Raw genomic sequence first — 24,695 nt, forward strand, 5'->3', positions numbered from 1 at the left:
TTAGATGAAAAACAATATTAAAACACTTTTATTATCAAGTTTCTTATTTCTGTTTGCTTTTACTGCATCCATGTCTGCCTCTGCGCTTTCTGAGGATGCATTACAATTAAAAAATAAACTGGCTTTATTTGAACATGTTAATGCGACGTTTGTACAACGTATTACCAGTGCCGAAGGCAAGCTGTTAAATGAAAGTCGTGGTGAGATGAGTATTTCACGGCCAGGCAAATTTCATTGGCATATTAAAACGCCAGATGAAGATTTGATTGTATCTAACGGTGAAACTATTTGGTATTACAGTCCTTTTATTGAGCAGGTCACCTTAATTAATTTTGCCGATGCCGTTGATGGAACTCCTTTTGCGTTATTAGCGGGAGCAAGTGAAACACAATGGTCAGATTACGATGTCAGCAAAAAAGGCAATCAGTTTAGTGTAAAACATGCTACATCTACTCAGGCAAGCATGTTTATTTTTGAATTTGATGAACAAGATAATGTTAGCAAATTTGTGGTGATTGAAGAGCAGGGGCAACGTAGTGAGTTTTTATTAGAAAATAAACAATCTGACACTATGATTGACCAAGCTTTATTTGAGTTTCAAATTCCGCAGGGTGTTGAAGTGGATGATCAACGCTAATGCGAGATCTGTTTGATATTAGTAATGAATTCCAGCCACTGGCAAGTACGTATGCGTCCAAAGGGGTTTGCAGAGTATATTGGTCAATCACATATAGTTGGGGTTGGTAAACCATTACGTAAAGCATTAGAAGCGGGCGCTCGCTCATTCGATGATTTTATGGGGGCCTCCTGGTACAGGAAAAACCACACTTGCAGAGTTGATTGCGACCTATTGCCAAGCACATGTTGAACGACTGTCTGCGGTAACATCTGGGATCAAAGAGATCCGCGGCGCGATTGAAATTGCAAAACAAAATCAAACATCAGGTATCAGAACCTTATTATTTGTTGATGAAGTGCACCGCTTTAATAAAAGTCAGCAGGATGCTTTTTTACCTTATATTGAAGATGGCACCATTTTGTTTGTTGGTGCGACCACAGAAAACCCTTCCTTTGAACTCAATAACGCTTTGTTATCTCGTGCGCGTGTCTATTTACTTAAAAAACTCAGTGATGATGAAATTGAAGCCGTTATTGATCAAGCCTGTGAATCTGCCGATGGTTTGGCGGATAAAGGTATTCATTTTGAAGAAACGGTTAAGAAAAAACTTGCAACACTTGTACAGGGTGATGCACGTAAGGTGCTTAATTATTTAGAAATATTGTCTGATATGGCGGTTTCTGGCAAAGTGACGCTTGATTTATTAATGGAAATTGCAGGGCGTGAAGGCGTCAGTTTTGATAATAAAGGTGATCTGTTTTACGACTTAATTTCAGCCTTTCATAAATCTGTGCGTGGCTCTGATGTTGATGCATCTTTGTATTGGTTTGCGCGTATGCTAGCAGGCGGATGTGATCCTTTATATGTTGCAAGACGTTTGCTTGCGATTGCCTCTGAAGATATTGGCAATGCAGATCCTAGAGCGATGCAAGTGGCCATTAATGCCTGGGATTGTTTTAGTCGTGTCGGACCCTATGAAGGTGAACGAGCGATTGCCCAAGCAATTGTTTATTGCGCCAGTGCACCTAAAAGTAATGCTGTGTATATGGCTTTTTCTAAAGCGAAGCAAGCAGTAAAAGATTATCCTGACTTCGACGTTCCCTTGCATTTACGCAATGCACCAACGCAATTGATGAAGGATCTAGGACATAATGAAGGTTATCGTTATGCCCATAATGAAGATGGTGCTTTTGCTTTGCTGGAGAAGTTTACTTGCCTGCTGAATTGCGTGATGAGGTGTTTTATCAGCCTACTAACCGTGGCTTTGAAAAGCAAATCAGTGACAAATTAGACTATTTAAATCAATTAAATCTACAAAGCGATAATAAACGTTATGAATAACTTGTTTACAAATATAACCCTAGTTGCTTTTGGTGGTGCTTTTGGTGCGACTTTACGCTATTTAATTGGTTTGGGCATGATAAGCCTCTTTGGAAAAGGTTTTCCATTTGCTACACTTACGGTAAATGTTTTGGGCTCTCTGATCATGGGTATTATTTTTCAGTTAGTACAACAAAATTCAATCTCCTCTTCACCTTGGTGGCCACTAATCGGCGTTGGGTTTTTAGGAGCTTTAACCACATTTTCAACATTTTCTATGGATAACTTGCTCTTGTTACAGCAGGGTGAATTGATAAAAGCAATGCTTAATGTTGCTTTAAATGTTGTTGTTTGTATATTGGTCGCCTACGTTGGCACATTAATAGTTTTAAAGAGTTAGGAAAATAAAATGTTAGATGCAAAGTTTTTACGTAATGATGTTGAACAGACTGCGAAAGCATTAGCTGGGCGTGGTTTTAATTTAGATGTTGAACTGGTAAACGAATTAGAAGAAAAGCGTAAGTCATTACAGATAAAAACGGAATCCTTACAAGCTGAGCGAAATAGTCGCTCAAAAGAAATTGGTATGGCGACAAAACGTGGTGAAGATATTGCGCCATTACGAGCTGAAATGAATGCCTTTGGTGAGCAACTAGATGCGACTAAAGAAGAATTCAATCAATTGTCAGCACAAATTCAAGAGCTAGCTTACACTATTCCTAATATACCTCATGAGTCTGTGCCAGTTGGTAAAGATGAAGACGAAAATGTTGAAATATCAACCTGGGGAACACCAAAGACGTTTGATTTCGAAGTTAAGGATCACGTTGATTTAGGTGAAGCTTTAGGTGGTTTAGACTTTAAATCAGCTGTGAAAATAAGTGGTTCTCGTTTTATAGTTATGCAAGGCCAAATTGCTAAGTTACACCGTGCATTAGCGCAATATATGTTAAATTTACATACTAACGAACCATGGCTATACAGAAATGTACGTACCATTATTAGTTAATGCAGATAGTTTATACGGTACAACGCAATTACCTAAATTTGGTGACGATTTATTTAATACAAAACCTGCAACTGAAGAAGGCATTGGTATGTCATTAATTCCCTCAGCAGAGGTGCCATTAACTAATATGAGTCGCGATATGATTTATGATGAATCAGACTTGCCGATTAGAATTACTGCTCATACAGCTTGTTTTAGAAGTGAAGCGGGTTCTTACGGCCGTGATACACGTGGCTTAATTCGTCAGCATCAATTTGATAAAGTTGAATTAGTACAGTTGGTACACCCTGAAAAAAGCTTTGAAGCCTTAGAAGAAATTACTACACACGCAGAACAAGTTTTAAAAAATCTTGAATTGCCATACCGTAAAGTAGTGTTATGTACTGGTGATATGGGCTTTAGTGCAACTAAAACCTATGACTTAGAAGTGTGGGTACCAGCGCAGGAAAGTTACCGTGAAATTTCTTCTTGTTCAAATGTTGGTGATTTCCAAGCTCGTCGTTTACAAGCTCGTTTTCGCCCAGTTGGTAAGAAAAAACCAGAACTTATTCATACATTAAATGGTTCTGGTTTAGCCGTTGGTCGAACTCTAGTTGCTGTGCTTGAAAATTACCAATTAGCAGATGGTCGTATTGAAGTACCAGCAGTATTACAACCTTATATGGGTGGTTTGACACACATCGGGTAGAGAGCTTCGAGCTTCTAGTGAAAAGCTACGAGTAAAACATTAAAGAGCCTTTGGGCTCTTTTTTTTGGGGGGGAAGTTCGAAGCTCGTAGCTAAAAAACTCTAAGCTTTAAGGTTGGATGCTGTAAGGCTCGAATGCTGGAAAACTGGAAGTTCGTAGCTCGTAGCTAAAAAGCTTGAAGCTGTATTTAAATAGGAGCAACGAGTGACGAGCTAATAGCTACGAAAAGCTAAATACGAAGTTCGGATCTAGTTCCCACGGTCTCCGTGGGAATTCATACTTTTTATTTACTATAATGCGGTACGCATGACTTCTATGCATTACCACGCGGAGCGTGGAACGAGGGTAATGCTTGAAGATTCGAAGGATTTAATGCTGGAAAACTGGAAGTTCGAAGATCGTAGCTAAAACACTCGAAGCTTCAAAAACAAGAAAGGAGCAATTAAGCCCCTTGGTTTGATTTTACTGACAGCTAAATATTATTATTGGTTATCTAAGTAACGTTCTGCATCAAGTGCGGCCATACAGCCTGTTCCTGCTGATGTGATAGCTTGACGATAGATATGGTCACTTACATCACCGGCGACAAAAACACCTTCGATAGTTGTTTGAGTCGCGTTACCTTCGCTACCTGTTTGCACTTTTAGGTAACCGTGATTCATTTCTAGTTGACCAGCAAATAAATCAGTATTTGGTTTATGGCCGATTGCAATAAATACACCCATAACTGCTAATTCTTCTGTTTTATCAGATAATGTATCTTTTAAACGTAAACCTGTTACGCCCATATCATCACCTAATACTTCATCTAGTGTACGATCAGTATGAAGAACAATATTGCCACTTTCTACTTTTGCATTTAAGCGATCTAATAGAATTTTTTCAGAACGGAAACCAGTACGTCTATGGATCAAATGTACCTTAGAGGCAATGTTTGATAAATATAATGCTTCTTCAACAGCAGTATTACCACCACCCACAACAGCAACTTCTTGGTTACGATAAAAGAAACCATCACAGGTTGCACAGGCAGAAACACCACGACCTTTAAAGGCTTCCTCTGACGGTAAACCTAAATATTGTGCAGAGGCGCCTGTTGCAATAATCAATGCATCACAGGTATAGATTTGGTCACCTTTTAGTGTGAAAGGGCGCTTTGTTAGCTCAACTTCATTAATATGATCAACAATAATTTCAGCATCAAAACGTTCAACATGTGCTTTCATATCTTCCATTAATCCTGGACCAGTCATATCTGTCGCACCACCAGGCCAGTTTTCTACTTCAGTGGTTGTTGTTAACTGACCACCAGGCTGGATACCCGTTAAAATAACCGGATGTAAATTAGCGCGAGCGGCATATACTGCGGCTGTGTAACCAGCAGGGCCAGAGCCTAAAATAAGTAGTTTGTGATGTTGTACTTCGCTCATGGAATTTCCTTTTTAATTAATGCTATTAATCGTTTTATATTTATCGACGTATAGTAAACGGCTTAAGCAAAAAAAACAGTAAAAAAAACGGATATTCAAATGTAATATCCGTTTGGGTTAATAGGCGTTACCGATTAATGACTTATAGTGAAGTTTTAACTGTCACACTGCTAGATCGGTTAGTTGCAAAACTACTTCCCGCTTGCTGTGTCGACTTGTTTATTGCTTCACGTTCAGTGGCCGCGTTAATAACAAGTTCACGTGTTAGATCGAGTGGTTCACTTGTTGTTCTAACCATTTCTGAGCGCGCAGTACGTGCCTGCGAAACGGTGCCATTTACTTTTGTTTCTGCTTTTGTATTTGTCACTGGTTTTTCTGCGACTGCAGGAGTTTCTGTCACAACTTCAGCAACTGGCGCTTGTTCAACAGCTTCTGGGGTTTCAGTAGTCGCTGACGCTTGTTCAACAGCTTCTGGCGTTTCATTACTCACTAGTGTTTGTTCAACAGTTTCAACAGGTGCTGGTGTTTCTGCAACTTCTGGTGTTTGTTCAACAGGTTCAACTGGAGTAGAAACCTCTGCAATAGCAGGCGCTTCTTCAACGATTGTTACCGGTGCTGATGCTTCTGCCACTTGCGCTTCTTGCTCAGGAAGAATTTGAGTTGCGGGTTGAATTTGTTCTTCCTTAACACTTTGTTGAAGTTTTTCAGCTACTTTGTTGCTATCAGTATCAACCTTGATATCAGTGATTTCATTTGCAACGGAAGCTTGCTGTTTAGCTTCATCTGACTCTGGGTAACGACTAGTCACTGGATCTGCCGTATTTTCTGAATTTTGAGCAGTTACATTGTCACCCTTAACTGTATTTTTACGTTGGTTATTACCACGTAAATAACGTGAACTAGCGACTTGGAATTGCAACTGGTGAATATTCTTCCGTTGTTGCTTTAGCTTCCTCAACAACCTTTTCCTCTACAACCGCTTCAGGTTCTACTACTTTCTTTTCCTTTTTAGGGGTTGCTTTACGTCTTGTTGGTTTTTTAGGTTTTGTCGCCGTTTCAACTGGTGCCGCCTGTTCCATATTGGTTGACTCATCAACATTTGATTCAACAGGTGCTTTATTAGAGATACGCACTTTTTTGCGCATATTTCTGCGTTTACGGCGAACTGCTACTACTTCTTCTTTTTCAGAATCGGTTTTATTATTATCTTGTTTCGCAGGACGTTGGTTGTCTTTGCGATTGTTACGATTATTGCGACGTTCATTAGGATTTTGTTTCTTGTTATCCTGGTTATCGTTACGTTTTTCATCTGTGTTATCGTTGTTGTTATCAGATTTATTTTGATTACGGTTACGATTACGGTTGCGATTATTACGATTACGATTGTTAGAACGAGGCGCCGGTTTTTCAGCTTTTTTCGGTTCAGGTTTTGGCTCTTTTTCTTCGTCGCTACCACTAAAGAAAGCGCTGATTGCGACAATTAAACGTCCCACTAAAGAAAGACTAGGTTTAACGGTTTCTTCCTTTTTAGTCTCGGTTGGTTTGTTTTGAGCTTTTTGTTTATTTTTATTTGGACTCGAAAAACCAGATAAAACAGGTTCGGTTTCTCTGTTTGACTCATCTTTAACAACATTTGGAATATAAACTGTATGTTGTTTTTCAAGCGCATCGTAATTGATGTCTTCTTTACCATCTTTACGAGTACGTTTAATTTCAAAATGTGGCGTTAATAGATTAGCATTTGGAATAATATAAACTTCACAGTGATGACGTTTTTCAATTTTTTCTACATCACTACGCTTTTCATTTAATAGATAAGCGACCACTGCAACAGGCACAGTTGCTTGAATTTGTACTGTGTTTTCCTTCAAGCCTTCTTCTTCGATTAAACGCAGAATAGCAAGGGCTAAAGATTCATTATCACGAATTGTACCTTGGCCATGACAACGTGGACAAACACGAGATGCTGATTCACCAAGAGAAGGGCGAATACGTTGACGAGACATTTCCATTAAACCAAAACGTGAAATCCGTCCAAGTTGAATTCTTGCTCTGTCCTGGCGCACAGATTCACGCATACGGTTTTCAACTTCACGTTGATGACGAGCAGGTGTCATATCGATAAAATCAATAACAACCAAGCCACCTAAATCACGTAATCGAAGTTGACGAGCAATTTCTTCTGCCGCTTCAAGGTTAGTATTAAATGCTGTTTCTTCAATATCTCCGCCACGTGTAGCTCGTGCAGAGTTGATATCGATAGAGGTCAAAGCTTCAGTTGGGTCAATAACAATTGAACCACCAGAAGGAAGGCGTACTTCACGCTGGAAAGCTGATTCGATCTGACTTTCAACTTGATAATGAGTGAAAAGTGGAATTTCACCCTGGTAAAGTTTTAGGCGGTTAACATAATCAGGGCGCACCATTTCAATATGGCTCTTTGCCAATTCAAAGGTTTTTGCATGATCAATAACAATTTCACCAATATCGCGACGTAAGTAATCACGAATAGAGCGAACAATAACATTACTTTCACGGTGAATTAAGAAGGGCGCTGATTGTGCTTCTGATGCTTCTGAAATGGCTTGCCAGTGATTAACTAAAACATTTAAATCCCATTCTAGTTCTTCTGATGTTTTACCAACACCTGCAGTACGAACGATTAACCCCATGCCATTTGGTAATTTTAAGTGGCTTAAAGCTTCTTTTAATTCAGTTCGCTCGTCACCTTCAATACGACGAGAGATACCACCTGCACGAGGGTTATTTGGCATTAATACTAGGTAACTACCGGCGAGACTAATAAAAGTTGTTAAGGTCGCGCCTTTATTACCACGTTCTTCTTTTTCAATTTGGACAATAACTTCTTGTCCTTCTTTGATGACTTCTTTTATGTTTGGTCGGCCTTTGAAAGAATAACCAGCGGGGAAGTAAGTTCGTGCAATCTCTTTTAATGGAAGGAAACCATGACGTTCAGCGCCGTAATCGATAAATGCGAGCTTCAAGACTTGGTTCAACTCGGGTAATTTTTCCTTTGTAAATGTTTGCTTTTTTTGTTCGTGGCCAGGGCTTTCAATATCTAGGTCATACAGTTGTTGTCCATCTACGAGGGCAACACGCAACTCTTCTGCTTGAGTCGCATTAATTAACATTCTTTTCATTTTAAACTCTTTTTATAATATTTATAATTTTTTGGTTGTTGGCTATATCGTGTTTCACTTGACCTCGGGTCTGGTTTTGCAGTCTCCCGACTGGAAATATGCAGAGGTGCATTAAAAAGTAAGACAACGTTCATTAATAAAGGCTTAAATAAGTCTTTTTATATTAATGATTAAAGAGGCTCAACATTATGTTTTTATTTTTGTTCCGACTACAAGTTAATCTTACAGTTTTTTTATCATCAAAATTGTAATTTAGTATATTATTCTGTTAACGAGTCGGTAACTGACCAATTCTCTCATTAATAGCCAGTTAGGCCAATATAAATTTTTAGATATTATATGATCAACACGTGATAAACTTAAAAATGGAACAGATAAATCACTCAGTACGCATGCTTGAGGTTACTCAAGAAAATGCACAACAACGAATCGATAATTTTCTTCGACTACATTTAAAAGGCGTGCCTAAAAGCATGATCTATCGGATCGTGCGTAAGGGAGAAGTGCGTGTTAATAAAAAACGCATTAAGCCTGAATATAAACTCAAGGAAGGGGATGTAGTACGCATTCCTCCTGTGAGAGTCGCCTCGGAAAATTCCTTACCATCCCCTAAATTGAATGCAATTGCTTCACTTGAAGCGCGAATTGTTTATGAAGATGATGCATTACTCATTTTAAATAAACCCTCTGGTTTAGCAGTACACGGAGGAAGTGGCTTAGATTTTGGAGCTATTGAAGGGCTACGAGCTTTACGCCCGCAAGCTCGTTTTTAGAGCTTGCACATAGATTAGACAAAGCCACTTCTGGCTGTTTACTTATTGCTAAAAAACGCAGTATGTTACGCGCTTTGCATGAGCAATTACGTAATAAAACAATGAACAAACAGTATCTTGCCTTAGTAAAAGGTCACTGGGACAAAAAAGATGAGATCGGTCACTGAGCCTTTGCTTAAGGATGCACAAAATTCAGTGGTGAAAGTTAGTTCAGAGGGCAAAGCCTCTGAAACACGTTTTAAAATAATGCAACGCTATCAAGGTGCGACCTTAGTCGAAGCCTCCCCGGTTACCGGTCGAACGCATCAAATACGTGTCCATACTGCCTGCAAAGGACACAACATTGCAGGAGATGACCGTTATGGTGATAAGACTTTCAGTGATGAAATGGCAGAATTAGGTTTACAACGTTTATTTTTACACGCGACTCACCTGACTTTTTCCATCCTGCCTTAGAGGAAAAAATGACCGTGAGTGCGCCACTTTGTCAGCCATTATCTGATGTATTAGAAAAACTACAAAAATGTTAATAGAGACATATGATGAAATATAAAGTGATCATATTCGATTGGGATGGCACCTTAATGGACTCGATTGATAAAATTGTTGCCTGTGTAAAGGGAGTCGCCATTGATTGTAAGCTAGCAATACCTGAAACCGACGCTATCCGTCATATCGTTGGTTTGAGCTTAGATATTGCCATGGCTAAACTTTTTCCTGACGCAACTAAGGCGCGGCAAGAAAATATGGTTGAAGCATACCGCCATCAATATTTAACCGACAATAAACAGGAAACTCCTTTTTACCCAGGGGTAAAGTCATGGTTAATGGATTTGAAAAACCAGGGGTACTTATTAGCAGTTGCCACGGGAAAAGGGCGCAATGGTTTAGATCGTTTATTAGATAAGTGCGCGGTGCGGGATCTTTTTGATGCTACCTATTGTGCTGATCAAACTGCCTCAAAACCCAATCCGTTAATGCTTAATCGAATTCTAGAGGAATTGAATATTGATGCTTCAGAGGCTTTGATGGTTGGTGATACAAGTTATGACTTAGAAATGGCTAACAATGCTGGTATTGACTGTTTAGGTGTATCCTATGGCGTGCACAGTCATGATATTTTAAAACAATTTAACCCTATTGCGATAGTTGATAGTTTACCCGAGGAATTTAAGCTTTATGTTCAGTGAATATATAAAACTAACAGGGCGTGGTGAAAAAGGTCGTCGCCCGTTAACACAAACCGAGGCATATGATGCCCTGTCATCATATTTAAATGGTGATGCTGAATTATTACAACTTGCTGTTTTATTAATGTTGCAACGAGTTCGCTGTGAAACTGATGAAGAAGCGACTGGTTATATTAATGCTTTACGAGAATGTATCGATCCGCAGTGGAAAACACTGCAAGCAGATATTGACTGGCCATGTTTCGCTGGAAAAAAACGCCAACCACCTTGGTTAATTTTAGCCGCTAAAGTACTTGCTGAACAGGGAAAACGTATTGTATTACATGGTTATAATGCTGTTGATGCCATTAAATACCAAGTTGAAACTGCCTGCCCATTATTGGATATTAATATTGCGCATACGCCTGAAGAAGCTAAACAGTGTTTAGACCAATCTAATATTTGTTATTTACCCTTAGAAAGCTACTGCTCGGAATTGTTACCATTACTTGATTTACGTGCAAAGGTAGGGCTACGTACACCACTTAATACTGTCGCACGTAGTTTAAATCCGACACAAGCACCCTATGCCATTCATGGCGTTTTTCATAAAGGTTATGAAAAATTACACGCTAAAGCGGCATTATTAACTGCTGAAACTAACATGATCGCCTTTAAAGGTGAGGGCGGTGAAAGTGAAATGAACCCACGTGTTAGTACTGATATTTGTGGCGTGCAGACGATAAATGGTAAAGCCACTTACATTGAACAAGAGTGGCCAACTTATTTAAGCGAAGCAAGTGGCGCACACACTGAAGTATCAGCTGAATATTTACAAAAAGTATGGAAGGGCGACATTCAAGATAGCTATGGTGATGCGACTGTTGTGTGCACGATCGCGGTTATGTTGCGACAGTTTGAACCCAGCAAATCACAATCAGAATGCTTGGCTTTAGCAACACAATACTGGCAATCTCGTCAAAAAGGTGTAATTACTCAGGCCGTCGCTATTTAAGCCTATTTCATCGTTAAAAAATGCTCATTTAAACTACTGAACTGCGCTTTTTCTCCTTGAACTAAGCATAAATAGCTTAGCCCTGAGCATTTACAGTCTAATTTGATAAAAAACTGTATTTGACGGGGTTGAAAAAATACAAAAATTTTAATCACAAATCAGAAGGGCAAATAATGGATGCAACACAGATGATGATTAGCGAAACCCAAAATTGGGTAAATAATGTCATTGTTAAATACAATATTTGCCCCTTTGCTCGCAGAGAAGTTGAACGTGGTTCAATTCGTTATGCGTTAATAGAGCAAACTAAGAAAAAATACGTTTTACAGTCTTTATTAGATGAATGCCGACTATTGGATGAAAATAGTGAGATAGAAACGACGCTATTTATCATGCCTAGTGGCTTTGAAGGTTTTTATGATTTTTTAGATTTAGTGGATCTTGCTAATGATCTACTGGAAATGGAAGGTTATGAAGGCGTCTATCAATTAGCTAACTTTCACCCGGATTATTGTTTTGCTGACGAAGTACAATCGGCACCCTCTAATTATACCAACCGTTCTCCCTATCCTACTTTACATATAATTCGAGAAGCAAGTATGGAATTAGCGATTAATCACCACCCTGATGTTGATGCTATTCCTGAACGAAACATTGAGTTTGCCAATAAAAAAGGTAATGCGTTTTTTGCTAATTTATTAGCCACTTGTATGTTAAATAAATAGTTAAAACTCTTCACTTATAGCAACCAAAATTACTTTTAAATCAAATATAGTAAAAATTAAAGTGAAGGTTAAGGTGATCTGCCTCTAAATCAGATAAGTTTTGCCATGATTTAATTCTGTTGTTGTGATCAATGTCTTACATGTGTAGTCTATTGCCACTTTTTTGAACTTGGGTGATTTACACCTATTTATTTTAATTTTTATACATATAAAGGATATCTGGATATGAGCAATAAGCTGATCCTCGTACTTAACTGCGGTAGTTCTTCATTAAAATTTGCCATCATTGATAGCGAAAATGGCGATGAGAAATTATCGGGTCTTGCTGAATGTTTACATTTAGAAAATGCTTCAATGAAATGGAAATTAGAAGGCGTAAAAGGCAAAGCTGATTTAGGTAATGGCGGCGCACATAAAGAAGCCTTATCTTACATCGTAAATGAAATTCTTGGCGAAAAAGCAGAATTAAAAAATAGCCTACATGCTATTGGTCATCGTGTTGTACATGGTGGTGAGAAATTTACATCATCAGTTGTGATCACTGACGATGTAATGAAGGGTATTAAAGAATGTATCGCTCTTGCACCATTACATAATCCTGCGCATATTGTGGGTATTGAAGCGGCTCAAGAAGCATTTCCAACATTACAAAATGTTGCTGTGTTTGATACTGCTTATCACCAAACAATGCCAGAAGAAGCATACTTATATGCATTACCATACAAAATGTATTCTGAGCATGCTATTCGTCGTTACGGCATGCACGGAACAAGTCATTACTTTATCAGCCTAGAAGGCTGCAAAAGTATTAGATAAGCCTGTTGAAGAACTCAATATCATTAACTGTCATTTAGGTAATGGCGGTAGTGTATGTGCCATTAAAAATGGTAAGTCTGTTGATACATCAATGGGAATGACACCACTTGAAGGCTTAGTGATGGGAACGCGTTGTGGTGATATTGATCCTGCGATTATTTTCCATTTACACGATGAGCTTGGTTACAGCATCGAAGAAATTAATACTATGCTAACTAAAGAGTCTGGTTTATTAGGTTTAACTGAAGTGACAAGTGATTGTCGTTTTGTTGAAGATAACTATGATACTGAATTAGTTGCTAAACGTGCGATGGACTTATATTGCTACCGTCTAGCTAAATACATTGCTTCTTATATTGCCGCATTAGATGGACGTTTAGATGCTGTTGTATTTACAGGTGGTATTGGTGAAAACTCTGCACCAATTCGTGAATTGACACTAGCACGTTTAAGCTTACTTGGTTTTAAAGTAAATAATGAAGCAAACTTGAAATGTCGTTTTGGTACTGAGGGTATTATCAGCGAAGAAAATACGACAGTTGCTATGGTTGTTTCAACCAATGAAGAATTAGTGATTGCAAAAGATACGTATTCACTAACTAAATAATCACATTCACATTCACATTCATATTGATTGAGAAAGGGTCTATTTTGTATAAAGTAGTCCCTTTTTTTATATGTGTATGTTTAAGTAATCTTTTTGAAATGCGTTTTAATGATAAAGATTGCTATTTCTAATTAAATTGTGTCAAATTGTGTCAAGATGCCATTTTGACACAAATATTCACAATTTTTTCTAAACTCTTCCATTTTTGACACACTTCAGACATAGTTTTTTGATTCTATTACATTAACTTATACATAATAATAATATTATAGTGATAATCAGTAGCGATAATATTTAAATGTATGGTATTTTGATTTCAACAATGAATTTTATGCTCTTTATCTTAATAAAGATTAATATTGAGGTAGATGGGTTTTTGTCATCCTTTGCGATTAACATCTGTCATCGCTTAATAAATTAGAAGATTAAAATAATGAATAAACCTGCTTTTTTACCCTCAATATTAATTATTTTTACAGTGCTAACAAGCCCTATCGTTATGGGTGCTGAAAATGGCAGGCCAGCGAGACCTGCTACTTCTATTTATAGTGAAGTGGTTGAGCACCATGAGGTGTCTCAAAGCTTAACCTTAATCGGAAAATTACAGTCAGATAAGTTTGTTAGTATTGCCTCTGAAGTGACTGCAAAAGTAACGTCAATTAATGTAAAAGAAAATCAAGTGGTAAAAGAAGGACAATTACTCTTTAAGCTTGATGATAGAAAAGCACAGGTACGCCCTAATCGAGGCGCGTGCCTATTTAGAAGATGAAAAACGTAAATTAAATGAATATAAACGTTTAGCTAAAAGTAACGCTGTAACACAGTCTGTTTTAGATACGCAGGCGTCATTAGTGAATATTGCTGAGGCACGTTATAGCGCAATGGATACTGAAGCTAAATATCATCAGTTATTAGCACCTTTCTCTGGCACCATTGGTTTAATTGATTTTAGTCGTGGGCAAATGGTGACTGTCGGCTCTGAGTTACTGACTCTAGATGATTTATCAGTAATGCAATTGGATCTTCAAATACCTGAACGTTACTTGTCAATGTTATCAAAAGGCATGCAGGTTCAAGCTAAAAGCAGAGCTTGGCCTGATGAAGTCTTTAATGGTGAAGTCGTCGCAATCGACTCTCGAATTAATTCAGATACGTTAAATTTGCGTATTCGAGTGCAGTTTGATAATCCAGAAAATCATTTAAAACCTGGCATGATGATGTCTGCAAAACTAGTTTTCCCTGTTATCAAAGAACCTATTATTCCAGTCCAGGCATTGGAGTATTCTGGTACAAAACGTTTTGTATATGTAGTAACTGAAAAAAATAAAGTACAGCCGCGTCGAGGTCATGTTAGGTGGTCGTATTGGTGACGATGTATTGATCGAATCCGGTCTTGAAGTTGGTGATCGTATTGTCGTTCAAGGCCTAGTTAATATGTCAGATGGCCTATCCATAAAAGATTTAAGTGCTGAAAATAATGTGGCAAGCAACAAAAATAAAAAAGGCGCTAATAAAGAGGAGGCACAATAATGTGGCTTTCTGATACTGCGGTTAAACGGCCTGTTTCGGCCATCGTACTGAGCTTATTGCTTTGTGTCTTTGGGTTTGTTTCATTTGAAAAACTCAGTGTACGCGAGATGCCGGATATAGAAAGTCCGGTTGTTACCGTCACAACTCGTTATGAAGGTGCAGTTGCATCCATTATGGAAAGTCAGGTGACATCTGTTATTGAGGAACAAATCACTGGGATAAGTGGTATCGATGAGATTAGATCAGTAACACGAAATGGTATGTCTCGAGTAACAGTCACCTTTGATTTAAGCTGGAATTTAACGGAAGGTGTAAGTGATATCCGTGATGCAGTAGAAAAGGGCAAGCGTAATCTACCAGATCAAGCAGATGATCCAATTGTTTCTAAAAACAATGGTAGTGGCGAGCCTTCCATGTACATAAACTTAAAGTCCACCAAAATGGATCGTGTGCAATTAACGGATTATGCGCAACGCGTATTGGAGGATAGATTTAGTTTGATCCCGGGTGTTAGTTCTGTAGATCTAAGCGGTGGTTTGTACAAAGTAATGTACGTTAAGTTATTACCTGATTTAATGGCCGGTAGAGGTGTTACCAGCAACGATATTATTGATGCCTTAAAGTTGGAAAATGTTGAAAGCCCTGGTGGTGAAGTACGTAATGATACCACCGTTATGTCGGTACGTACCGCAAGATTATATGCGCAAGCTGATGATTTTGATTATCTGGTTGTACGAAGAGCGAATGATGGCACGCCTATTTATTTAAAAGATGTTGCTCAAGTTTCTGTGGGCGCAGAGAATGAAAGTTCTTCATTTAAAAGTAACGGAGTCGTTAATTTAAGTTTAGGGATTGTGACGCAGTCCGATGCAAATCCACTTAATGTTGCGATTGATGTTCGTAAAGAAGTCGAAAAAATACAGGCCTTCCTACCTGAAGATACCGAGCTTTATGTTGATTATGATTCAACTGTGTTTATTGAAAAATCCATTTCAGAGGTTTATAGCACGCTGTTTATTACCGGTGGTTTAGTTATTTTGGTGCTGTATATCTTTATCGGACAGATACGCGCAACAATTATTCCTGCAATCACAGTACCTGTTTCATTAATATCATCATTTATTGCCGCTTATTATTTCGGTTTTTCAATCAACTTAATTACCTTGATGGCACTTATTTTATCAATCGGGTTAGTGGTTGATGACGCGATAGTGGTGGTGGAGAATATATTCCATCATATGGAAAAAGGTGAAAAACCATTATTAGCGACTTACAAAGGTACACGAGAAGTTGGTTTCGCGGTTGTGGCAACTACCTTAGTACTGGTAATGGTCTTCCTGCCTATTTCTTTTATGGACGGTATGGTCGGATTATTATTTACAGAATTCTCGATTTTATTAGCGATGTCGGTGATTTTTTCTTCGTTAATTGCTTTAACTCTGACACCAGTATTAGCCAGTAAAATTTTATCGGAGAAAGCGCAAAAGAATCGATTTAATAAAAAAGTAGATCAAATTTTTAAATCATTAGAAAACGTCTACCGTGCACTGGTGACTAAAGCAGTACAATTACGTTTTGTCTGCACCAATTGTTATTGCCGCCTGTGTTGGCGGTAGCTTCTTCTTAATGCAACAGGTTCCCTCACAACTTTCTCCGAGTGAAGATAGAGGGGTATTGTTTGCCTTTGTGAAGGGGGCAGAAGGTACCAGTTTTAATCGTATGAATGCCAATATGGATATTGTTGAATCGCGTATCTTGCCCTTAGTTGGCCAAGGAGTGATTAAATCCTTTAGTACCCAAGCACCTGCATTTGGTGGTAATGCAGGTGACCAAACAGGTTTTGTGATTATGGTACTGGAAGATTGGGAAAAAGAACCGTCACGGCAGCACAAGCGCTTGGCATTGTTAATAAAGCCTTAACAGATATTCCAGATGTACGCGTCCGTGCAAGGATGCCAGGATTTCGACGAGGTTCTACGGATCCGGTTCAGTATGTTTTAGGAGGTTCAGATTATCCTGAACTAGCAAAATGGGCTGAATTATTAAAAGAAAAAGCCGAACAGGCAGGTTATTTAGAAGCCGGAGATATTGATTATTCAGAAAAAACACCAGAACTTGTGGTGAAAATGAATCAACAACGAGCGGCAGAATTAGGCATTAGTGTAGAAGATATCTCCAACACATTAGAAGTGATGCTTGGTGGTAGCCGTGAAACTAGTTTTATTGAACGTGGTGTTGAATATGATGTTTACCTGCGTGGTGATGAAAATAGCTTTAATAATGTTAGTGACCTTAGCCAAATATATATGCGCAGTAGAAAAGGTGATTTGGTCACTTTGGACACCTTAACTGAGATAGAAGAAATTGCCTCCGCAAGTCGACTATCACATTATAAAAAACAGAAATCGATTACCCTTTCAGGCAGTTTAGGCGAAGGTTATACTTTAGGAGAAGTGTTGGATTATTTAGACCAACTGGCGATAGATGAGTTACCAGAGGATATCGCGATTTCCTATTCAGGTGAGTCGAAGGATTATAAAGAAAACAGTAGTAGTGTATTGGTGGTGTTTGCACTAGCACTGTTAGTGGCTTATTTGGTATTAGTCGCGCAATTTGAAAGTTTTATCAATCCATTAGTTGTAATGTTTACCGTTCCTATGGGCGTATTTGGTGGATTCCTTGGTTTGTATTTTATGCAACAGGGGCTCAATATTTATAGCCAAATTGGTATGATCATGCTGATCGGCATGGTGACTAAAAACGGTATCTTAATTGTTGAGTTTGCAAACCAACTTAGAGATAGGGGCATTGCCTTAGAGCAAGCAATTATAGACGCATCTGCGCGTCGTTTGCGTCCTATTTTGATGACGGCTTTTACTACGCTTGCCGGCTCAGTTCCATTGTTAATATCTACCGGTGCTGGTGCTGAAAGCCGTATAGCAGTGGGAACCGTTATTTTCTTTGGTATGGCCTTTGCGACACTGGTAACTCTATTAGTGATTCCTGCGATGTACCGTTTAATTTCTGGTTCAACACAATCACCGGGTTATGTTGAAGCGATGTTAGAAATTGAATTAAACAACCCTCCCGCTAAAGCTAACAGCTAATATAAATTAAAATTTTTGTAAATAGCCCCTTGTTACTAAGGGGCTATTTTTTTAAAAAGCCTGCCATTTTATCACTTATCTAAAAATCTCTTCATTTCATTGAATTTTCAATTGTGAATTTTTTCCTACGTTATAATTCAGTACTTAAAAAGATCGACAAAACCCTGTAATCCTTATAAATTAACCTGCTAAAATCTTACTTCAAATTTTGTATAAAAACCGTTCATTAAGGAACTTTTATGGTCCAGCAAGCCTATCAACTTCTCCGCATTATCATTATCGATAGCTTTTGGAAAAAACAAGTCAATGAACTTGATCTTACTGGGCATACTCAGTTAGAGGGAACCAATGGAGCAGGTAAGACTTCTTTAATGCGTTTATTACCGTTATTTTATGGTATGCGCCCAAGTGATATCGTTAGTAAAGTTGATCAAGCTAAAAACTTTGCAGACTATTACTTACCACGAGAAACGAGTCTTTTAGTTTATGAATATAAACGTCCTTTCGGTCAAACATGTATGGTACTTGCGAGCAGTGATGGGCGAGCGGTGAATTATAAACTGATTGATTCGGCCTATGACAGTACCTTATTTATGAAAGACAATAAACGCTTACCTATCAGTGAAATAGAGCGCAATTATCGTCACGCGGGTGCCTTATGCTCTAGTTATTTAGGGGTTGATAAATACCGACAAGTGATTCAAAACCTGCGCAGTGGGCGAAAGTTAAAAGACATACGTCAATTACAAACTCGTTTTTCCTTTTCAGATAGCCCTATGCCACATATTGATAAAGTGGTGAATGGTACGATCGAAAAGAATCTTGATTTTGATGCAGTTAAACGCATGTTAGTGGAAATTGCCAGTGATCATTTAGCTCGTCAACATATTGAAGAAAAAGAAAAAATAAGCTTAAACAAAGAAGATATCAGCCATTGGCTAGCAGATATTCAAGCTAGCCGTGCGATCAAAAAGGTGTCTGATAAAATTGCTATTTGGCAAACAGATTTTACCAATTTAGATAGTTTGCTTAATAAACTACAACACTTGCATTTTGAAATGATTAATCATCAAAAAACAGCGCAGGAAAAACAACAAAACTTTCAACAATCAAAACAAAAAACACAAACAGAGCTGGAAATTTTAGAAGCAGAGTTAAAGCTATCTTCTTATACTTTTAGAAAAGATATTAGTCAGCTAACAGCACAAATAGAAGCGGATCAAAGCCGTATAGATTTATTAGACGAAGATAAATTAAATTATGAAGAAAATGATGCGGCTAGTTTTCAATTACAAGCGGACCAAGCACCTCGTTTCCAACAACAACTCAATGAAGTCAATGATATCATTGCGACCTTTGAAGGTAATATTAGTAAAGTTCAGAGTAAATTTGAAAAGCTGATCAGCCAAGTTAAACAACAAAAAATGCAGGATATCACCAGTAATAAAGAACAGGTTTTTAAGGTTAAGGAAGCGACTTCCATACAACTTTCAGTAATTTCGGAAACGCAACAGACTCAATTAGCTAGCTTGAATGAGCAATTAAGTGCAACTAATTTAAAATTGAACATGCAAAAGCAAGCACTTGAAAATGACGTTAAACAGCTTCTACAGCAACAGAATTACCCTACAATCGATCCTGATTTAATAACTTTAATTGAAGAAAATCAGAGTCAATTAGGGCAATGTCAGGAAGCTCAGTCAGATATTTTGCTAAAACAGAATGAATTGAATGCTCAATTAACTGTATTAGAAGGCCAACGTTTGCAGTTACTCGATAAGCATAAACAAGCAGGACGAAATCTAGAAAAAATCAATGCTCAGCGCAATGAAATTGAATGCCAATTATTGCCGCAGGAAGGGTCTTTACAGCACTTTTTGTCTCAACAGGTAGAAGCTTCTTCCTGGAAAGATAATATTGGTCGTCTTTTATCGATGAAGCAATTAAATCGTACTGATTTAGCGCCAAGTTGGGTAGGCGGTAGAGACAGTTTCTATGGCGTGCAACTTGATCTTACTCCTTTACAGGAGAATGATCTGCAACTTAGCGAAAATGAATTACGTGAAAAAGCACAGGATTTAGATCTTAAAGCGCAACACTTGACTGAAAATATTGATGCACTAGAGGGGCAATTAAGCGAGTGTGCTAAACAAATTAAAGCCTTACAAATAGTCATTGCTGAGGCGAAACAAAGTAGTAAACAAAATGAACTTAAACTTGAGCGACTAAAAACACAAAAGAGTCATCTCAATGATAAAAAAGTTCGAGCAATAAAAGTGGCTAAGGATGCCTTGGAAGATAGCCTTAAAAAACTTTATGCACAACAAAAAGATAATCAAACCAAAATAGCTTTATTTCAAGAGCAACAAAATGAAGAACGTCTTGCATTACATAATGTCATGTTAGAGCAACGCATGGTGGTTGAATCTGATAGAGATAGTCAACTAGAAGAACTGAATAAACAGCTACAAGCCATTGAATCTGGTGTTGCGGAACGTTTACGTGATTATAAAAAGCAACATAGCAGTGCCTTAAGCGACCTAGATCCTGATGGTGAAGTTGATAAGCGCACCATCCAGCGTGCTGAGCTTGAGAAGGCTTTAGATGAGTGTGCGGTTTGGTCACGTAAGGCACGAGAATACGCACAATTTATGAATGAGCGTTATATACATCGTGATAAGTTGGTTGAGATCAATCAAAACCGTGAAATTGAGAAACGTGGTTTTATCAATAGCCTTGAAGATTTAGAAGCAGAGAAAAATGCGGCTATTGCAGATAATCAAAAGCTACTTAAAAAGTTAAATGTTCAAATTAGAACAACCAGTGAATTGTTAACTCAACTTAGTGATAGTCAGCGTTGCTGTGAGAAAAGTGGCATTCTTTGCTATTGAAAGTAACACTGAACCAAATAATGAAGCGGATCTTACTGTGAGTTTCTGTTTTGATTGGTTGAAGCAATTTGAAGTAGTTGAAAAACGTTTAAGTGGTCAATTACAACGATTCAATGAGACCTTTAAAAAACATCATGCTAGCAGTGAGTTGTTTGAAAACTGGCAAAAACTGGTTGCTGATAATGATAACTTTGAAGGCGCAAGAAACCTGTTTAAGTATCGTGATCCCATTATGGACTTACTGAGCAGTGCGGAACAAAAACAAAAAAATACTTATCAACTGGTGACCGTAAATGCCAACATGATTAATGAGTTCTATCAGCATATTGAAAACTTTGGGCGACGTATTAAAAGTATCGGCAAACAACTTTCTAAAAGTGTTACCGCCTTAGCGCACTTTGAAGCACTTGCTGATATTAATGTTTATACCGTAATGAAACAGGAAGAGCTTGAATATTGGGGGCCTTTACAGCAGTTCGCTAAATTATTTGAATTACATCGTGATGATTTACGTGAAGGTATGGGTGATATTCCCGATGAATTGGTCTTTGCAATGCAAAAATTATCCAGTTACTTACCCCGAGAAGGTTTTGTGTTAGCGCATCATAATCTCTTTGATATTGAGTTTTCTATTAGCGAAAAAGGGCAGTTAAAATACGCTCGAAATGCGCGTCAGTTGAAAAAGATCAGTTCTACAGGGTTATCATATTTAGCCATGTTATCGTTATTTGCTGGTATTTTAGGTATGTTGCGTGGTCAAAATCAATCTGCCTCAAGCATCATATTACCTGTTGATGAACTTGGTGAATTGGCGGCTGAAAATGTTGATCTTCTATTGAAGATGTTTTCTGATAATCATATCACCATGTTATCCGCATCTCCTTCAACGGACAGGCATATCCTTTCATTGTATAAACGTCATTATAAAATGAAAGATAACAAAATTTATCATGCCAAAATTCCTTTATCGCGTATTGATGAATTACTAGCAGAACGAGCAAAGCGACAACAATCAATTGCTACGGAGGTTGACCATGTTTAAGCAAACAATACAAAAATTATTAACCGGGGAAATCATCTGTGAAACTGCCTTTGCTGATCAATTTGAATATTTACGCGCTTCAGAAAATCGTGAACGAGTTGAAGACTTTCTAGCTAACTTGGATCGTAATTTAACTTATCTTGATAGTGCAGATGCTTATTATGTTACTTTTCAACAGGTTGATCAGGAAAATAGCTCAGAATTAACGCAATTGTTTTTAGAAATGCGATCATCTTTCCGTCCTTTAGTTGAATTTTTAGAGTTGCTATTAACGGCGACACAAACAGATTTACCACTGCGTGCTAAATCTATGGTGAATATTAATAGCCTGTTTGATTGTTTTGAACATGACCAAACATTACGTGAACATTTAAGACGCTTAACCTCTATCAAACCTTTTAAAACTAATAAACTGGAATCACGAGAACAACTGGTTTTTATCTTTCAAAAGCTAGAAGAAATGGGCTATTTAGTTCGAAAAAATACCGGCAGTAGTCGTTATTACGCGACAGCACGATTTGATTTAATTTACCTATTAATTGAATTTCTAAATGACTCTGAGCGTGTTGAATTACCTGAGGTGATAGAGCAAACTCAAGAGGAGTTACTCTTTTAATGGTCGCTTATAACGCTTCGGATGTTGCCGAACTATTACGTAAAATTGGTGCAAATGATCAATTGCTTGCCGATGCCTATGTGTATGGCACTATCACTGAAGAGCAACAAGAATCGCGAAAAATAGCCAGCTTACATAAAGATGGTTTATTACGACCCGATGACGAGTTAGGTGATTACCGAGTGACCGCAGAGTTAAAACGAATGTTAAATCGTTTAATGCGTAAACAAAGTAGTTATCGACAGTTAAGTGATATGGGTAAAGTGATTGATACCCTTGATGATATGGTTAAGGATTATCGCTTATCAGTACAAAGTAATTTACAGGATGATGCGGAATATTACTTAGATCAGCTTGATGATTTATTGTATGAAGCAAAGGACAATCTCAATGTCAGTTTAGATAATATGCATCATGCTATTTCTAGCCAATTTGGTTTTGTTAGTACCTTAAGCGCTAAAGTACGTGAGAATGAACGCGCGTTACAATATGCGCAAAAACTATTAACGGAATTACAACAGATAGATCCTGAAAGTTGTTACGAATGGGCAGATTGGTCATGTCCGAGTGACTTTGCACGTAAGGTGAGTGGCTTTGTTTATTGGTTTAATCAAACCCTGCCTAGATTACGTTTTATTATCGATAATATGCGGTTAAGTTTATTTCGTTTACGTCGAGACGAAAAACAAGCAAGTTTATTGCGAAATATGGCACGTTACCTTCATCAGCACCCAGAGTTTGAGATCAGTGATAGTTTATTTGATGACGAAAGGTTACCGCAAACGTTAAAGTTTGCACCAGCAATTGCATTAAAGAGTTATGTGGATACGCGTAATAGTGAAACTGAAGCACCTCTCGTCGCGATTGTACAGGCGATGCGTAAACCCGCTTCGGTTGAAAATGAGATTAAACGCGAAGAGAGCGAACTGGAGCTTGAAAGCATCCAGAACTGGTGTTAGACCATGACTATTTTGAAGAACAAACTGAACGTTTATTTGAGCAGGTAATTAAATCTGGTGAACCAATATCAGCACAGTATTATTGGCAATCAGCGCTTAAAAGTTGGATAAAAGAAGATCAACTTATTGATCCTCAAGAGTGGGTAGAATTAGTTTTTAGTAGTTATTGTAAACTGACTAATGATCAACAGGATGCCTTAGATATTAAACCAAAAGGCGAACGTGTTTCAGGAACAACGGATAACTATTCCTATAGTGATTTATTTATTCTGTTAAGGTAGTTGATAGTGAATAAAACCCTCTTTGAATATTGTAAAAAGCATTTGCGTACTGTTAATCAGGTGCAGTTAAAAGCAAATGCAAGCCTAAAAACCTTGGCTGAGAAGTATAGTATTGGGTTTATTGATGTACATACAAACTTATTTCACTTTAATGCTAGAGACAAACAACACCTTATCGAAGTCGTTGCTCAGGAGCTTAATGGTATTCGCTTGAGTGACCCCTATCCAAGTAAACAATCCCGTACTGAAGTTGCTCAACGTCAACGCAACGAAAAAATCGGCGCGCTTAAGGTGAGTGAAGACTTTGTTTTACTAAATAGCCGACAATCACTTTGCTTAAATAATCACATTACTCCAAATAGCCCTTTGACTGCATTAGGGCATTTTATTTGTGCCACGGAAATCGAAACTATTGAACACTCGTATATTGTATTGGTAGAAAATTTGATTGTCATGGCAAACCTAAGCCGTTTAAATATACCAGAGCAATTACAGGATGCTTTATGGATATACCGTGGCGACGCGCAACCTCATAAACAAACTGGCACGGCTTATAAATTGTTTAGGCGTTTTGCAACAACCCATAAACTTGTTTGTTTTGCTGATTTAGATCCTAGTGGTTTGCAAATTTGTTTGACCTCAGGCGCGAGACAATGGTTAAGCATTAGTAATAAAAGTCAGATAGCAATGAAGTTACAAGGTATTGAAAATGAATGGCACAAACAGGGGAGTGCAAGAAGTTTTTTAAATAATTTTGATCAGCTACCCGCTTATTGTAAAAGCCTTTTTGCACAGATGGAAGAAACACAAACAACATTGAAGCAGGAACATATTCTACAGCATGACCTTAAACTTGAGTTATTCCCATTAATTTAATGAGTATGGAAAATCCATTATAACTTATAAAAAAGCCGTTTTAGCTAATGGTAAACGGCTTT

General features: G+C 37.9%; 16 protein-coding genes and 6 pseudogenes. 19 read left to right on the forward strand and 3 right to left on the reverse strand.

What is annotated here, in order from left to right; genetic code table 11:
- The first annotated feature begins 4 nt into the window (after nt 1-4).
- The 4 genes and pseudogenes from lolA to serS all read left to right on the forward strand — a co-directional run bounded on the left by lolA (nt 5) and on the right by serS (nt 3,636).
- On the forward strand, nt 5-637 hold the full coding sequence (gene lolA, locus ACLKMH_RS13240; RefSeq protein WP_413698596.1) for an outer membrane lipoprotein chaperone LolA: 633 nt from the start codon (nt 5-7) through the stop codon (nt 635-637).
- Nucleotides 637-1,960, forward strand: a pseudogene (locus ACLKMH_RS13245) (replication-associated recombination protein A). Before lolA ends, ACLKMH_RS13245 begins: the two are co-directional and overlap by 1 nt.
- Nucleotides 1,953-2,339 carry a fluoride efflux transporter CrcB gene (gene crcB / locus ACLKMH_RS13250; RefSeq protein ID WP_413698597.1) on the forward strand — a complete coding sequence of 129 codons (387 nt, stop codon included), beginning with the start codon at nt 1,953-1,955 and terminating at the stop codon, nt 2,337-2,339. Before ACLKMH_RS13245 ends, crcB begins: the two are co-directional and overlap by 8 nt.
- A gap of 9 nt (nt 2,340-2,348) precedes the next feature.
- Nucleotides 2,349-3,636: pseudogene (gene serS / locus ACLKMH_RS13255) on the forward strand (serine--tRNA ligase).
- Nucleotides 3,637-4,117: 481 nt separating this feature from the next.
- On the opposite strand, the gene trxB reads toward serS, so the two are convergent.
- The 3 genes from trxB to rne all read right to left on the reverse strand — a co-directional run bounded on the left by trxB (nt 4,118) and on the right by rne (nt 8,226).
- On the reverse strand, nt 4,118-5,065 hold the full coding sequence (gene trxB / locus ACLKMH_RS13260) for a thioredoxin-disulfide reductase (RefSeq protein WP_413698598.1): 948 nt from the start codon (nt 5,063-5,065) through the stop codon (nt 4,118-4,120).
- Between the two features lie 142 nt (nt 5,066-5,207).
- The gene (locus tag ACLKMH_RS13265; protein WP_413698599.1) at nt 5,208-6,023 is read right to left on the reverse strand and encodes a hypothetical protein; all 816 of its coding nucleotides are present in this window, start codon (nt 6,021-6,023) and stop codon (nt 5,208-5,210) included.
- On the reverse strand, nt 5,965-8,226 hold the full coding sequence (gene rne, locus ACLKMH_RS13270) for a ribonuclease E (protein ID WP_413698600.1): 2,262 nt from the start codon (nt 8,224-8,226) through the stop codon (nt 5,965-5,967). The genes ACLKMH_RS13265 and rne overlap by 59 nt, the downstream gene beginning before the upstream one ends.
- A 365-nt stretch (nt 8,227-8,591) precedes the next feature.
- On the opposite strand from rne, the pseudogene rluC reads away from it, so the two are divergent.
- The 15 genes and pseudogenes from rluC to ACLKMH_RS13345 all read left to right on the forward strand — a co-directional run bounded on the left by rluC (nt 8,592) and on the right by ACLKMH_RS13345 (nt 24,633).
- Nucleotides 8,592-9,529, forward strand: a pseudogene (gene rluC, locus ACLKMH_RS13275) (23S rRNA pseudouridine(955/2504/2580) synthase RluC).
- Nucleotides 9,530-9,538: 9 nt separating this feature from the next.
- On the forward strand, nt 9,539-10,189 hold the full coding sequence (locus tag ACLKMH_RS13280; protein WP_413698601.1) for an HAD-IIIA family hydrolase: 651 nt from the start codon (nt 9,539-9,541) through the stop codon (nt 10,187-10,189).
- Nucleotides 10,179-11,183, forward strand: coding sequence for a glycosyl transferase family protein (locus ACLKMH_RS13285; RefSeq protein WP_413698602.1), 1,005 nt, complete (start codon nt 10,179-10,181; stop codon nt 11,181-11,183). Before ACLKMH_RS13280 ends, ACLKMH_RS13285 begins: the two co-directional genes overlap by 11 nt.
- A gap of 173 nt (nt 11,184-11,356) precedes the next feature.
- Nucleotides 11,357-11,908: a DUF1415 domain-containing protein gene (locus tag ACLKMH_RS13290; protein ID WP_413698603.1), complete on the forward strand. Its 552-nt coding sequence runs from the start codon at nt 11,357-11,359 to the stop codon at nt 11,906-11,908.
- Nucleotides 11,909-12,133: 225 nt separating this feature from the next.
- Nucleotides 12,134-13,331, forward strand: a pseudogene (locus ACLKMH_RS13295) (acetate kinase).
- Nucleotides 13,332-13,764: 433 nt separating this feature from the next.
- The gene (locus ACLKMH_RS13300) at nt 13,765-14,100 is read left to right on the forward strand and encodes a biotin/lipoyl-binding protein (RefSeq protein ID WP_413698604.1); all 336 of its coding nucleotides are present in this window, start codon (nt 13,765-13,767) and stop codon (nt 14,098-14,100) included.
- Complete coding sequence (locus ACLKMH_RS13305; RefSeq protein ID WP_413698605.1) at nt 14,045-14,701, forward strand: efflux RND transporter periplasmic adaptor subunit; 657 nt, start codon at nt 14,045-14,047, stop codon at nt 14,699-14,701. The genes ACLKMH_RS13300 and ACLKMH_RS13305 overlap by 56 nt, the downstream gene beginning before the upstream one ends.
- Nucleotides 14,679-14,861, forward strand: coding sequence for a hypothetical protein (locus ACLKMH_RS13310; RefSeq protein ID WP_413698606.1), 183 nt, complete (start codon nt 14,679-14,681; stop codon nt 14,859-14,861). Before ACLKMH_RS13305 ends, ACLKMH_RS13310 begins: the two co-directional genes overlap by 23 nt.
- Nucleotides 14,861-16,477: an efflux RND transporter permease subunit gene (locus ACLKMH_RS13315; protein WP_413698607.1), complete on the forward strand. Its 1,617-nt coding sequence runs from the start codon at nt 14,861-14,863 to the stop codon at nt 16,475-16,477. The genes ACLKMH_RS13310 and ACLKMH_RS13315 overlap by 1 nt, the downstream gene beginning before the upstream one ends.
- Nucleotides 16,478-16,487: 10 nt before the next feature.
- A pseudogene (locus ACLKMH_RS13320) lies at nt 16,488-17,968 on the forward strand (efflux RND transporter permease subunit).
- A gap of 239 nt (nt 17,969-18,207) precedes the next feature.
- Nucleotides 18,208-21,901, forward strand: a pseudogene (locus tag ACLKMH_RS13325) (ATP-binding protein).
- Nucleotides 21,894-22,517, forward strand: coding sequence for a hypothetical protein (locus tag ACLKMH_RS13330; RefSeq protein ID WP_413698608.1), 624 nt, complete (start codon nt 21,894-21,896; stop codon nt 22,515-22,517). Before ACLKMH_RS13325 ends, ACLKMH_RS13330 begins: the two are co-directional and overlap by 8 nt.
- Complete coding sequence (locus ACLKMH_RS13335; protein ID WP_413698609.1) at nt 22,517-23,476, forward strand: hypothetical protein; 960 nt, start codon at nt 22,517-22,519, stop codon at nt 23,474-23,476. The genes ACLKMH_RS13330 and ACLKMH_RS13335 overlap by 1 nt, the downstream gene beginning before the upstream one ends.
- Entirely contained in the window at nt 23,470-23,757 is a 288-nt protein-coding gene (locus ACLKMH_RS13340) for a hypothetical protein (protein ID WP_413698610.1), read from the forward strand. Before ACLKMH_RS13335 ends, ACLKMH_RS13340 begins: the two co-directional genes overlap by 7 nt.
- 6 nt (nt 23,758-23,763) lie before the next feature.
- Entirely contained in the window at nt 23,764-24,633 is an 870-nt protein-coding gene (locus ACLKMH_RS13345; protein ID WP_413698611.1) for a hypothetical protein, read from the forward strand.
- Nucleotides 24,634-24,695: the final 62 nt, after the last annotated feature.

The sequence above is a fragment of the Psychromonas sp. KJ10-10 genome (assembly GCF_047323245.1).
Lineage (GTDB): Bacteria > Pseudomonadota > Gammaproteobacteria > Enterobacterales > Psychromonadaceae > Psychromonas.

Excerpts from the sequence above, each read along its gene's own strand:
- ACLKMH_RS13280 (WP_413698601.1), top strand. The coding sequence starts at position 9,539 with ATGATGAAATATAAAGTGATCATATTCGATTGGGATGGCACCTTAATG.
- ACLKMH_RS13300 (WP_413698604.1), top strand. The coding sequence starts at position 13,765 with ATGAATAAACCTGCTTTTTTACCCTCAATATTAATTATTTTTACAGTG.
- ACLKMH_RS13335 (WP_413698609.1), top strand. The coding sequence starts at position 22,517 with ATGGTCGCTTATAACGCTTCGGATGTTGCCGAACTATTACGTAAAATT.
- crcB (WP_413698597.1), top strand. The coding sequence starts at position 1,953 with ATGAATAACTTGTTTACAAATATAACCCTAGTTGCTTTTGGTGGTGCT.
- ACLKMH_RS13285 (WP_413698602.1), top strand. The coding sequence starts at position 10,179 with ATGTTCAGTGAATATATAAAACTAACAGGGCGTGGTGAAAAAGGTCGT.
- ACLKMH_RS13330 (WP_413698608.1), top strand. The coding sequence starts at position 21,894 with ATGTTTAAGCAAACAATACAAAAATTATTAACCGGGGAAATCATCTGT.
- ACLKMH_RS13290 (WP_413698603.1), top strand. The coding sequence starts at position 11,357 with ATGGATGCAACACAGATGATGATTAGCGAAACCCAAAATTGGGTAAAT.
- trxB (WP_413698598.1), bottom strand. The coding sequence starts at position 5,065 with ATGAGCGAAGTACAACATCACAAACTACTTATTTTAGGCTCTGGCCCT.
- lolA (WP_413698596.1), top strand. The coding sequence starts at position 5 with ATGAAAAACAATATTAAAACACTTTTATTATCAAGTTTCTTATTTCTG.
- ACLKMH_RS13310 (WP_413698606.1), top strand. The coding sequence starts at position 14,679 with ATGTTAGGTGGTCGTATTGGTGACGATGTATTGATCGAATCCGGTCTT.
- rne (WP_413698600.1), bottom strand. The coding sequence starts at position 8,226 with ATGAAAAGAATGTTAATTAATGCGACTCAAGCAGAAGAGTTGCGTGTT.
- ACLKMH_RS13315 (WP_413698607.1), top strand. The coding sequence starts at position 14,861 with ATGTGGCTTTCTGATACTGCGGTTAAACGGCCTGTTTCGGCCATCGTA.
- ACLKMH_RS13305 (WP_413698605.1), top strand. The coding sequence starts at position 14,045 with ATGATAGAAAAGCACAGGTACGCCCTAATCGAGGCGCGTGCCTATTTA.